The sequence below is a fragment of the Chitinimonas violaceus genome (genome assembly GCF_052601015.1).
This window is the reverse complement of the sequence record NZ_JBQXDJ010000095.1, coordinates 1-11,119: the sequence shown is the minus strand read 5'-3', so window position 1 is coordinate 11,119 and position 11,119 is coordinate 1. Positions and strand designations below refer to the sequence as shown.

Genomic DNA, 11,119 nt, shown 5'->3' with positions numbered 1-11,119 from the left:
GCCTCTGCCTCCTTAAGCACGGTGATGATTTGGCTGTCCGAAAATCTCGATTTCTTCATTTTGTAGAACTCCCTCTATCCGAGAAAATTCTACTTCTGCACACCCCTATTTTCCGGGGGGATTACCCTTAACTGCCATCATGCCACCCTTTACCGTGCGATCAGTAACGCTGCTTCAATTGGGAAAGCTTAACGAGTAACACAGCCTCGCAGACACCGAGTTTGTAGGCTACGGACATCGACTTAGAAAAGTCACAGCCCTTTCAACGGCAATTATCAACCATGCGACTTTTCTGTTTTGTGGACTGGCCGCTAAAAGCGCACTACACGTTTACGTTCAGAGTGAAAATCAGTCCGTAGCACGCTGTCACAATCATGGAAATAACGATTGCTGTCTTTCATCACCTGTCCGCTGCTGCGCTGACATAGAACCAAGCCACAACCCTCCTCGGTTAACAATGCATTTATCAAGGCATGGGGCTCATGGGCGTCAAGCAAATGCACAGATTGCACGCCATGGCCAAGCGCATCGAGTGCGTCCCTTGCCAGATCAGCTGCTACCCCTGTCGGGTGCATGGTCAGCCAGTGCGCCAGTTCATCCTCGCTGGCCAGAGGTTCATAGCTATTCAGTTCCGGCAGATTTGTACTGTCGCCCATCAATACCAAGGTAGGTGCCTGTAATTGCTGCGCCAGCAATGCGCCTAAACGTTCAGGAGACAGGAGCCGGTCCTCACCTTCTGCATCGGGCGCCATTGGCATCGCAACTGGCACCATGTCGTTCTTTTGTAATAACGTGAACAAACCCGTGTCCAGCTTAGCGATTGGACTGATGTAGCCCTTTTCCACAGGCGAGGCTGCCAGCAGGTAATTCCCATCCTGCCCGGTGACGCCCATTGCTTTTGGCCCATGCTGACTAATCAGATGGACAAGTTCCAGATTCAGATCGGCCAGGCCAGCACGTGCAACGCGCATCGCCATCCATTCTGACAAGGGCGCCTGCCCCCCAGTTTGGTAAGACTGAAATTGCGGTGCCCCACCATGTACGACAACTGGGCGCATACCGGTCAAGGCCAGTAGTGCAACTTGTTGAGCAAAGGCTGCCCTTGCGTTGATGTCGTGATTGGCGGAGCCGGTATAAACAATCACCACTGTCTGTTGTTGGCGTGCCTGTACAAAGGGTAAGACATTTGCCAATGGACTGGCTTGGCAAGCTGGTATGGCTGACTGTACCGGTCCGCGGGACATGACTTTGCCAGTAGAATAATGCGTAGGTCGCGGGCTCATGATTGATGGCCCTCAAGCAGTAATTGATGTACCTCTCTCGGTGTCTTCGCGGCACGCAGGGTAGCCCGGAAAGTTCTGGTACAGAAGAGGCGAGCAGCGTCTGCCAAAAGTTGTAAGTGGTCCTGGTTGGCGTGCTCTGGCACCAGCAGCAAGAGCAATTCCCCAACCGGTTTGCCATCGGGGGCGTCGAAGGCAATCGGATGTTCCGGGCGGATAAATAGAGCCAGCGGGGCCCGCAAACCCGGGATACGGGCATGTGGAATCGCGACGCCTTTCCCCAGGCCGGTAGAACCTAATTTTTCCCTGTCTGCCAGTCGCTGGGCAACAGGCTCTCCTGTTAGTCCATAACGTTGATGTAGGTGTTGGGCTGCGTATTCGAACAGTTGATGGCGGTTTTGCACCTTGGCGTTGAGCAAGATATCTTCGACGGGACACATTCGCGTTAGCGTATTCATCGTTTATCCAATTGGGCTTGACCGGGGCTTGTCGACCCGCGCCACCAGGCATGTGCGGGGTAGCACCTGACGATTCCGCCTAACTCAGCAAACAGCATTACGCTGATCTCTCGTCAGGTGCTGCAAGCAAAATCGTAGTCAAGACGATGTAAAAACGGCGTAAATACTAGGCCTGCCTACATAAAGATTGCGCAAGCATTACGCCGTTGGCGCAAAAAAAGCCCGAGCCATCACTCGGGTCAACACCGCTGAATAAAACTAGTCGCTCGAATATCTAGACGCCCGCTCACAGCGGGCGAAACCCAAGGAAAGGCAAAACACCATCAACCGTTTCACATGCGGCTTAGGTTAAGCCCGCCAAGCTGTACCCGACGCCCAGTTCTGTCAGCAAATGCTGAGGCTGGGAGGGATCGGCTTCCAACTTCTGGCGCAAGTTGCCCATAAAAATGCGCAGGTAGTGGCCCCGTTCAGCGTAACCCGGTCCCCAGGTTTCCAACAGCAACTGCTGGTGAGTCAGCACCCGTCCATGCCCCTTGATCAACGCTGCCAACAGGCGGTATTCCGTGGGCGTGAGATGAATGGGTTGCCCGTTGCGTTGCACGACGCGCGCCGCTAAATCGATGCTGACCTCACCGAATTGCACTACAGCTGAGGCATCCCCACCAATATTGACGCTGCTACGACGTAGCTGAGCACGCACCCTAGCCAGCAGCTCTGGCACACCAAATGGCTTGACCAGGTAGTCATCCGCACCGGCATCCAGCGCAGCGACTTTGTCTTCCTCGCGATCACGGGCAGACAGCACAATGACCGGCGCGGACGACCAGCCACGCAGCTCGGCAATCAACTCTCGGCCATCGCGGTCCGGCAAACCCAAATCCACGATCAACAGGTCCGGTTGCCGGCTGCTCGCCTCAATCAAGCCACGCGCTACGTTGGCGGCCTCAAATACACTGAAATCGGCGGCTTCCAGTGCGGTCCGCAAGAAGCGGCGGATATGGGTGTCGTCCTCGACGACCAATAGGCGGGCAATACTCATAGGCTGGTATCCGGCATGTTGGGGGGTACCCCCAAGGGCAAAGTGAAAACAAAGCGCGCGCCGCCTTCTGGTCGGTTTTCTGCGGTCATACGGCCGCCATGCGCTTCGACAATGGCACGGCTAATTGCCAGCCCCAAACCCACCCCAGGCAGTGCGGATTCGCTCTCGCCGCGCTCGAATTTACCAAACAGTTTTTCCTCGCGCCCGGCCGGCAAGCCGGGACCATTGTCGTCCACCGTAATGCGCATCAGGTCGCCACGGCTGACGGCCAGGATGCTGATCTCGCTGCCAGGCGGTGTGTACTTGGCCGCATTCTCCAATAAGTTTACCAAGACGCGTTCGATCAAGACTGGATCAAACTCGCAGAGTGGTAAATCAGCGGGCAAGCGGCTGATCACGGTGTGATTCGCCAGTACACTATCAAGCTGTCTACGCGCCGAGCCCAACACTTCTTCCAGCGACTGCCAATCTCGCCGCAGTGTGACCGCACCAGCCTGCAGGCGCGCCATGTCAAGCAACTTGCCGACTAGCTCTGCCGTACTACGGGCCTTGTCGCGTATGGCTTCTGCCAGCTCGTGCCGAACTGTCAGGCTCAGTTCGCTACCCGCCAAGGTATCAGCCAGGCCAACCAAGGCGGTCAAGGGCGTGCGCAAATCGTGCGACACCGTCGTCAGCAGGCTATTACGCAGGCGCTCGCCCTCCATGCTGACCAAAGCGTCCTGGGCAACTTCCACGAAGTGCACCCGTTCCAGCGCCAGGGCGATCTGCGCTGCGCAGGTGTCCAGCAGGCGCATTTCCTCTGGTTCGTCGAACAGACTCAACTGACTGACCTGTAAAGCCAGCACACCGCGGGTTCGCATTGGTGCTTTCAACGGCAAGTAACGCGCTGGGCTGGAAGGTAGTGTATTACTGCCCTGACCAGCGTGTTGCTGATGGTCATAGACCCACTGTGCTACATCAGCATCCGTATCGGTGAGGCCACCCGGCCCCGCGCTGCCTCGTGCTTCACGCATCCGCTCGTGGCTATCGGGCAACAGCACCGCGCTACGAGCATGGAAAATGGCGTTGATCCGGTCAACGGCGATGCCGATGATCTGCTCGGTGGTCAATGCACCCGATAGTTGACGCGACAACCCGCTTAATTCGTCTGCCCGGCGCTCGCGCCGGCGGGCCACATTTGCCTCGAAGCGTAGCTTGGCTGCAAGCTGGCCGATAATCAGGGCCACTGCCAGCATCATGGCAAAGGTAAATAGATATTGACTGTCGTTAACCGTAAAGGTCAGCTGTGGTGGGACAAAGAAAAAATCGAAGCTACCCACCGCTAATAAGGCTGCCAACGCACCGGGGCCACGGCCCGAACGCAAGGCGATCATGACCACTGCCAACAAGTACACCATCACCACGTTAGCGAGGTCGAACACGGACAATAAGACACCCGCCAGCACAGAAGTGGCAGCCACAATTGCCATGGCCTCCGCATAGCCGCGCCAGTAAATCTTTCTGGGCGGTGCTCGGTCGACAACGACAGGTTCTGCCGCTGCCGGGTCCAGACCGACCAAATACAGATCCAGCTCCGCTGCCCGTTCGGCTAACTGATCGGCCAAGCTTGGCAACAGCTTGCGCCGCCAACCCGTTTGGTGGCGATGGCCGATCACCAATTTACCGGCATTACGGCTCCTGGCATAAGCCGCCAGGGTCGCAGCAGCATCAGTGCCCGCCAGCGTAGTGGTTTCCGCACCCAGCTCTTCGGCTAATTTCAGTGTTGCCAGTATTCGCCCACGCTGCAGCTGACTCCCGCGTTGCAACGCGGGTGTTTCGACGTAGGCAACGATCCAGTCGGCTTGTAATTTGGCAGCTAACCGAGCAGCCGAACGCACCAATTTATCGCCACTGGGTCCGGCACCGATACAGACCAATAGCCGCTCCCGCGCTTGCCAGACATTCGCGATGGCACGATCGGCACGGTAAGCCCGCATCTGGGCGTCAACCCGGTCCGCGGTGCGCCGTAAAGCCAATTCGCGTAAGGCGATCAGGTTGCCCTTACGAAAGAAATGCTTCGAGGCTCGCAGCGCTGCATCAGGCAGATAAACTTTACCGGCTGCCAGCCTGGCCAGTAATTCGTCTGGTGGTAAATCCACCAGGATCACGTCAGTTGCGCTGTCGAATACGTGGTCGGCTACCGTTTCCCCGACTTTAACACCGGTAATGCCGGCAACAATGTCGTTAAGGCTTTCCAAGTGCTGCACATTCATGGCGGTGTAAACATCGATCCCCGCCACAAGCAATTCTTCTACATCCTGCCAGCGTTTTTGGTGGCGGCTACCTTCCACATTTGAATGGGCCAATTCATCCACGATGATTAGCGCCGGCTTGCGTTGTAGCGCAGCATCCAGGTCAAATTCAGCTAACAGGTGGCCACGATATTCAACATGCCGTGAGGGCAGGATAGGCAAGCCAGCAAGCAGCGCTGACGTATCGGCACGACCATGGGTTTCCACAATGCCAATCAGGACATCGATACCTTCGTCCTGTTTTTGTCGGGCAGCCTGCAGCATCGCATAGGTTTTGCCGACCCCGGCACAAGCACCCAAGAACAGCTTGAGCTTGCCACGCTGAGCAGCCGCGTCCGCTTCTTGCAGCGCTTCAAGCAGACGGTCGGGATCTGGGCGTGGATAATTCATGGTGGATTGGATCGTCTTGGGTAGCGGTGCGCAGCTGCGTTCAAACCTTACCACTCGCATCAAGCGCAAGGTTTAGCTTGAGTACGTTGACGGTGCTGTCCCCAAAAATGCGCCAGCTAGGATACTCGGTATAGGCGTCGATCAAACGCTTCACGTTTTCCGGCGCCAGACCACGTGCCTTGGCAATACGGTTGATTTGATAATAGGCCGCAGCGGGTGAGATATGAGGATCAAGACCGGAGGCTGAAGTCGTGACCAAGTCAGCCGGTATCGGCCCCGTTTGGTCCGGATGGGCTGCGCGTAGCGTGGCTACACGGTCTTTCACGGAATCAACCAAAGCCGGATTGGTCGGGCCAAGGTTGGAACCACTGGATGCCGAGGCGTTATTGGGCATCGGGCCGGTAGCGGATGGGCGGCTCCAGAAGTAGCGCGCGCCACTGAAAGATTGCCCTATCAACTCGCTACCAACCACCACCTTGCCTTGTGTAATCATGCTACCAGCGGCTTGGTAGGGGAACGCCATCTTGGCGAATCCGGTTACCAAGGCCGGATAAATCAGGCCGGTCACGACGGACAACAATACAAACAGCGTAAGAGCTGGGCGTATCAAGGTTTTCATTTCGATCATCCTTCTTGGTCTCCGCATACCTTCGGCGGATAGCACAACAATGTGTTTTCACTGGGTGGGAATGGGGCCCAACACTCAGGCGAGCCCGAGCAACCCCAGGACCACATCGATCAATTTGATGCCAATAAAAGGAACCAGCAGACCGCCCAATCCATAGATGACCAAGTTGCGGCGCAACAGCAGATCAGCAGGTAGGGCACGGTATGCCACTCCCTTCAGTGCCAGGGGGATCAGGGCGATGATTACCAACGCGTTAAAGATCACAGCCGACAGAGTCGCCGAGCTAGGACTATTCAGCTGCATCACATCCAGCACCTTGAGTTGCGGATAGGTAACAGCAAAGGCGGCGGGGATGATGGCGAAGTACTTAGCGACATCGTTGGCTACGCTGAAGGTTGTCAATGCACCGCGTGTCATCAACATCTGCTTGCCGGTTTCGACGATTTCGATCAGCTTGGTCGGGTTGCTGTCGAGGTCGACCATATTGCCGGCCTCTTTGGCAGCCTGCGTGCCACTGTTCATGGCGACTGCCACGTCGGCTTGGGCAAGCGCTGGCGCATCGTTGGTGCCGTCACCAGTCATAGCCACCAGCTTGCCTTCAGCCTGGTAGTCACGGATCAGCTTGAGCTTGTCTTCTGGCTTTGCCTCAGCCAGAAAGTCATCTACACCGGCCTCGGCGGCGATGGCGGCGGCAGTCAGCCGGTTGTCGCCGGTAATCATCACCGTCTTGATACCCATCTGGCGCAATTCGGCAAACCGTTCCTTGATGCCACCCTTCACAATGTCCTTGAGTTCCACCACACCCATGACCTGGTCGGCATCGCTTACCACCAACGGGGTGCCACCACGGCGGGCCACTTGCTCAGCCAGTTCGATAACGGCTTTGGGTACTTGGCTACCCATGGCTGCAACATGCTGCTTCACCGCCTCCAACGCACCCTTACGGATTTGCCGCGTACCGAAGTCGACACCGCTCATGCGGGTTTGTGCAGCAAAGGGAACAAAGTGGGCATCGTGTAAATCACGACCACGCAGATTGAAACGCTGCTTGGCCAATACTACGATGGAGCGCCCCTCGGGGGTTTCGTCAGCAAAGGAAGCCAGCTGGGCGGCATCAGCCAGCTCCTGCTCGCTGACTCCCGGTGCGGGTAGGAAAGCGCTGGCTTGCCGATTACCGAGCGTGATGGTGCCGGTCTTGTCGAGTAGAAGTACATCCACGTCACCGGCGGCTTCCACCGCACGGCCCGATGTAGCGATCACATTGGCCTGCATCATGCGGCTCATGCCTGCTACCCCGATAGCACTGAGCAAGCCGCCGATGGTGGTGGGGATAAGGCACACCAAGAGTGCTACCAGTACAGTGATACTGACTGGTGCTCCGGCGCCGGCTGACTTCACGCTATAGATCGAAAAGGGCAACAAGGTGGCCGTTGCCATCAGGAATATCAGTGTCAAGGTCACCAATAAGATGGTCAGCGCAATCTCATTCGGCGTCTTTTTGCGTTTGGCGCCCTCCACCATGGCGATCATGCGGTCGAGAAAAGCCTCGCCAGGATTGGCAGTGACGCGTGCCACCAGCCAGTCGCTCAAAACGCGCGTACCGCCCGTGATGGCTGAGAAATCCCCACCCGACTCACGGATTACTGGCGCTGATTCACCGGTAATGGCAGACTCGTCTACCGAGGCTACACCGTCAATCACTTCAGCATCCGCCGGTACTGCGTCACCCGCTTCCACCAGGATCAGATCGCCTTTACGCAAGCTGGCGGAATCAAGCACGCTGACCTTGGCGCCATAACGGGCCTCCGCCAGTTTCTTAGCAACCACATTCTTGCGTGAGCCACGCAGCGCTGCCGCCTGTGCTTTACCACGGCCTTCGGCCAATGCTTCAGCGAAATTGGCGAATAAGACGGTGAACCACAACCAAGCCGATATGGCGAAAATAAAGCTGGCGGGTGCCTCGCCATGCCCGCCCAGTGCCTGAATGCCCAGCAAAGTGGTGAGCAGGCTACCCACCCAGACCACAAACATCACCGGATTACGGAACTGCGCCTGAGGGGAAAGTTTTTTAATGGATTCCAGTAGGGCGGGCCGTACCAGTTCGGGATCAAACAGGGGTAGCGAACGCACAGTACGGCTCTCGGTACCTGGCGCGGTAACCACGCTTTCAGCAGTGAAGCAGGGTTTAGTTAAGTCGTTCATGTTCCCTCCTTAACGAGCAAACAACTGCAAGTGCTCGACCATCGGCCCCAGGGCCAGCGCTGGGATGTAAGTCAATGCACCCACGATGATGACCGAACCGACCAGCAGCACGACAAACAGAGGCCCGTGTGTGGGCATGGTGCCGCTTGATACCGCCAAGCGAGGTTTCCTGGCCAGGCTGCCGGCAATAGCAAGCACTGCGATGATGGGCACGAAGCGCCCAAGCCACATGCAGACGGCCAGCGCCAGGTTGTAGAACGGGGTATTGGCGTTGAGGCCCGCAAAGGCTGAACCGTTGTTATTGGCTGCTGAGGAGAAGGCGTACAACACTTCGGAAAAGCCATGCACGCCAGGATTGAAAATACTGGATAAGCCACCTTGAGCCAGCACCGAGATTGCGGTGCCCCCTAACACCAGCGTGGGCGTGATCAGGATAGCGATGGACACCATCTTCATTTCGTAGGATTCGATCTTTTTGCCCAGGTATTCCGGCGTGCGACCTATCATCAGTCCGGCCAGGAAGACCGCGAGGATGGCGAAAATCAACATGCCGTAAAGACCGGAACCGACACCACCAAACACCACTTCGCCTAATTGCATCAACCAGGTTGGAATCAATCCTCCCAGGGGCAACAAGCTGTCGTGCATGGCGTTGACAGCCCCGCAGCTTGCGGCGGTGGTAATCGTCACAAACAGGCTGGAAGCGGTGATGCCGAAGCGGGTTTCCTTGCCTTCCATATTGCCGCTTGTACCCTCCACGCCCAGCTGTGTGAGCAACGGATTGGCATGCATTTCAGACCACTGCACCACGCTGTACATGGCAATGAAGATCAGTGTCATCGCGGCGATCAGGGCAACGCCTTGCCGCATATCCCCCACCATGCTGCCGAACATAAAGCACAATGCGGCGGGGATCAGAAAAATGCTCAGCATCTGTAAAAAGTTGCTGGCACCGGTCGGGTTCTCGAACGGGTGGGCCGAGTTGGCGTTAAAGAACCCCCCGCCATTGGTGCCCAGCATCTTGATGGCTTCTTGTGAAGCAACCGGGCCCATGGCAATGGTTTGCTGATCGGTGGTGATTTCATCCATCACAGGTTTGCCAGTGGTATCCACTATCGGCTTCCCAACCGCATCGTTACGGGCGACTTGGTAGGTAACGGGCCCAGTGAGTTTTACGTTCTGATAGGCATCAAAGTTCTGAATCACGCCCTGACTAACTAGCAAGCTGGCGACCAGAATAGACAGTGGCAACAACACATAGCTCGTCGCACGGCCGATATCGAGCCAGGCATTGCCTAGGCCACGGGCCGAACGACGCGTGAAGCCGCGGATCAGCGCCACTACGACGGCCATCCCCGTTGCCGCCGACAGAAAGTTCTGTACGGTCAGCGCCAGCATCTGGGTCAGATAGCTCATGGTGGCTTCGCCGGCATAGCCCTGCCAGTTGGTGTTGGTGACAAATGAAACGGCCGTGTTGAACGCGGAACCTGCTTCCACATTGGCCATGCCGGCCGGGTTTAGTGGCAGTCTGCCTTGAAAGTGCTGCAGTGCATACACCGTTAGCAGACCAACAAAATTGAATAGCACGATCGCCAAGGCATAGCGCGCCCAAGGCATGTCTTCGTCAGGCTGCGTGCCAATCAGCCGGCAAATACCACGCTCGATAGCACCCAGGCAGCGGAAGCGTGCAGACAGGCTGCCATCCATGACCATCGTCAGGTAGCGCCCCAAGGGCCATGCCAATAGGAATAGCGCCAGCAGGTAGAGGCCCATCTGGACAACGGGAGAGGTGTTCATATCACCCCCTCGACATTGATCAGCGCGTAAAGGAGATAAAAAAGCAGCGCTACCGCAACGCTACCAGTTAACCAGTACAGCAATTCAGCGTTCACGGGACGGGCCCTCCAGACGTTGGCAACCGGAGATGAGCGCAAATAACGCTATGCCGAACACCGGTATCAAGATCAGAACCAGCAATTCCATGGCTTGGCTCCCTATGTGTTGGGGTGGAAGGAAGACAGCCCCAATGCTAGAGAGCGGTGCGTAAAAGTAGTGTTGTGATTGGTAATGCAGGCGTAAAGATGGTGTAAAGATGCGATGAACGTAGACGTTGCGCTATTTCATCTCTCTAGAAAGGATCAGCTCGCGACGCCATGGTGGGGGCGATAACCTAAGCACAGAACCGACCAGCTAGGCAGCACCCGCTTACACCGACGTTGAGCAGTCACAGGTTGGTGGATCAGCGCATATTCTTTATGCCAACAGCCTAACCCGGTTTTACGTTCCATTGCACCTCAGACCCCTATAGGTACAGGCTGGCCAACAGGACCAAAGAAGCGGAGACACAGAAGCCCAAGGCACGTGGGTGCGTCCTGGCCACCTGCATTACCTGAAATCTGTACTGCTGAACGAAACGGGGCTGCATCCTGAATCACCCTACGAGCAGTTACGCTTACGGGGTGTTTTCATCTGTTCAGAGACCATCATGCAAAACGTCACACCGATTGGGATCGACTGGGCAAGCACTCCTTCCACGTGCATGGGCAGGATAGACATGGCAGGGCGTTGCACAGTAGCCAGCATCTCTTCTTGAACCTGATCTGCAAGCAAAGAAGGCAAGACGCTTAACGGCTTTTGAGCCACTACATTACCCGCCAAGCGGTTCTATTCCATTTGAACGACTTGTAGGTGATTTTATGCGTCACTTAGAACCTGTTCAAAGTCTCCGCAGAAGAAGAGTCAGAAAGGCAAACTGAATGAATTGCAAGCTGGTGTCGAGCTTGCGTTCACAGTTCTTCCACAATCGACGGCACTTCTCCAACCACGCAAAA

General features: G+C 56.4%; 7 protein-coding genes and 1 pseudogene. All 8 read right to left on the bottom strand.

Annotated features, from left to right (window positions below; all coding sequences use genetic code 11):
- Positions 1-311 precede the first annotated feature (311 nt).
- Positions 312-1,244 carry an amino acid kinase family protein gene (locus ACUHMQ_RS18985; protein ID WP_445297028.1) on the bottom strand — a complete coding sequence of 311 codons (933 nt, stop codon included), beginning with the start codon at positions 1,242-1,244 and terminating at the stop codon, positions 312-314.
- A gap of 35 nt (positions 1,245-1,279) precedes the next feature.
- The gene (locus ACUHMQ_RS18980) at positions 1,280-1,738 is read right to left on the bottom strand and encodes a PTS sugar transporter subunit IIA (RefSeq protein ID WP_445297027.1); all 459 of its coding nucleotides are present in this window, start codon (positions 1,736-1,738) and stop codon (positions 1,280-1,282) included.
- A gap of 343 nt (positions 1,739-2,081) precedes the next feature.
- On the bottom strand, positions 2,082-2,777 hold the full coding sequence (locus tag ACUHMQ_RS18975; RefSeq protein WP_445297026.1) for a response regulator: 696 nt from the start codon (positions 2,775-2,777) through the stop codon (positions 2,082-2,084).
- The gene (locus ACUHMQ_RS18970) at positions 2,774-5,458 is read right to left on the bottom strand and encodes a DUF4118 domain-containing protein (protein ID WP_445297025.1); all 2,685 of its coding nucleotides are present in this window, start codon (positions 5,456-5,458) and stop codon (positions 2,774-2,776) included. The genes ACUHMQ_RS18975 and ACUHMQ_RS18970 overlap by 4 nt, the downstream gene beginning before the upstream one ends.
- A gap of 40 nt (positions 5,459-5,498) precedes the next feature.
- Entirely contained in the window at positions 5,499-6,077 is a 579-nt protein-coding gene (gene kdpC / locus ACUHMQ_RS18965) for a potassium-transporting ATPase subunit KdpC (protein ID WP_445297024.1), read from the bottom strand.
- 84 nt (positions 6,078-6,161) lie between these two features.
- A complete protein-coding gene (gene kdpB, locus ACUHMQ_RS18960; protein WP_445297023.1) occupies positions 6,162-8,288 on the bottom strand; it encodes a potassium-transporting ATPase subunit KdpB in 2,127 nt (708 codons plus the stop codon).
- 9 nt (positions 8,289-8,297) lie between these two features.
- Positions 8,298-10,085: a potassium-transporting ATPase subunit KdpA gene (gene kdpA / locus ACUHMQ_RS18955; RefSeq protein ID WP_445297022.1), complete on the bottom strand. Its 1,788-nt coding sequence runs from the start codon at positions 10,083-10,085 to the stop codon at positions 8,298-8,300.
- 919 nt (positions 10,086-11,004) lie between these two features.
- Positions 11,005-11,119, bottom strand: a pseudogene (locus tag ACUHMQ_RS18950) (IS5/IS1182 family transposase); the annotation flags it as partial.